We start from the raw sequence: 1,285 nt of genomic DNA on the forward strand, positions 1-1,285 counted from the left end.
GGCGGTCGAACAGCGTCGCGCTCACGACGTTGCCGGCGAGCAGGTACCCGCCGGGCGCGAAGACGGCGCCGCTGATTCCCAACACGGCGGCTGGGGGACCGAACAGCCCGCCGACGGTGACCTGTGCGACGCCCGCGAGCGCCCCGGTTGCGACCACGAACGCGTGGAATCGCGGGCGGGTCGTCCGGCGCTCGACGAGGGGGCCGACGAGCAGTAACGCGAGCGCGTTCGCCACGAGGTGGCCGACGGAGCCGTGCGCGTACACGCTGGTGACGAGCGTCCACGGGGCGACGGAGAGCGGCGTCGACAGCGCGAACAACCCGACGAGGCCGACGCTGTCGAACGCCGCTTGGACGACGCCGACGAGCAGGACGACGGCGATTGTCTCGAGAGTCGCGCGCATGGGGTCACGGTTGGGGACGCGTCGGCAAAAGCGTGCGCGTCACTCGAAGTGGTCGGCTCGCACGAGGAGGTAGCCGACCACGACGGCGGCGAGCAGTATCCGCGCCGCCGGGCCGCCCGCGGACCCGCCGGTTCCGAGCGCGAAGAGCAGTCGCAACCCGTCGATGAGCGCACCCATCCCGTACAACACCACCGCAAGGCCGAGCGCGCGCGCCTGAAGGCGGAACAGCCCGATCGCGACCCAACACTCCAGCGCGCCGAGCGCGGCCAGGAACACGCCGAAGACGGCGACGGGAGTCGGGAGCATCGCGATCCCGAACAGGAGGTCGGCCGCGCCGCCGAGGAACGCGAGGGCGGCGACGAGGAACACGCCGTTGGGCGGCCCGTCCTCGTCCGATTTTGTCCTGTCGTCGCGCCGGTCGCTCGATCGGGAGTCGCGGCGCTTCGCCCGCTGTGTTTCGGCTTCGTGGAGGGCCATGTGCGCCCGCACGACGGGAGAAAACAAGTGTCTTCTCACACAGCTCTGGGTCGGGGAGTCGGCGCGACGGCCGACCGTCCGCCCCGTCGGACTGCCCGTCTCGCCGGACCGCACCTCGCCGAGTCAGATCACGTCGTCGGGGTCGTGTGCGCGCGTCATCCGCGTCGCCTCGGCGGCGTACCGTTCGCGGTCGGCGGGATCGTCGACGGTCCCCACGTTCGATGGCGCTGCGTCGACGGCGGCCGTGGTGTCGCGCACGTCGGTGAAGGAGGTGAGCGCGCGCTCCTTCCGGAAGTAGCGCTCGCCGTCCGGCGTCGCGTACGTGAGGATCACCATGTTCTGCTCGTCGTCGGAGTAGGTGCGCTCGACGAGCCACATCCGAACGGCGTCGGCCGCGGGGCCGGG

At 71.7% G+C, this 1,285-nt stretch carries 3 protein-coding genes; all 3 read right to left on the bottom strand.

Features of this window, described 5'->3' with window-relative positions:
- A partial coding sequence (locus tag U4E84_RS17640; RefSeq protein ID WP_322533384.1) for a rhomboid family intramembrane serine protease occupies nt 1-403 on the bottom strand: 403 nt, incomplete at its 3' end.
- A gap of 39 nt (nt 404-442) precedes the next feature.
- Nucleotides 443-880, bottom strand: a complete 438-nt coding sequence (locus U4E84_RS17645; protein ID WP_322533385.1) for a hypothetical protein — start codon at nt 878-880, stop codon at nt 443-445.
- 123 nt (nt 881-1,003) lie between these two features.
- Nucleotides 1,004-1,258 carry a hypothetical protein gene (locus U4E84_RS17650; protein ID WP_322533386.1) on the bottom strand — a complete coding sequence of 85 codons (255 nt, stop codon included), beginning with the start codon at nt 1,256-1,258 and terminating at the stop codon, nt 1,004-1,006.
- Nucleotides 1,259-1,285: the final 27 nt, after the last annotated feature.

Origin of the sequence: Halorubrum sp. AD140, from assembly GCF_034497445.1 — an archaeon.
In the GTDB taxonomy this organism is placed as follows: Archaea; Halobacteriota; Halobacteria; order Halobacteriales; family Haloferacaceae; genus Halorubrum.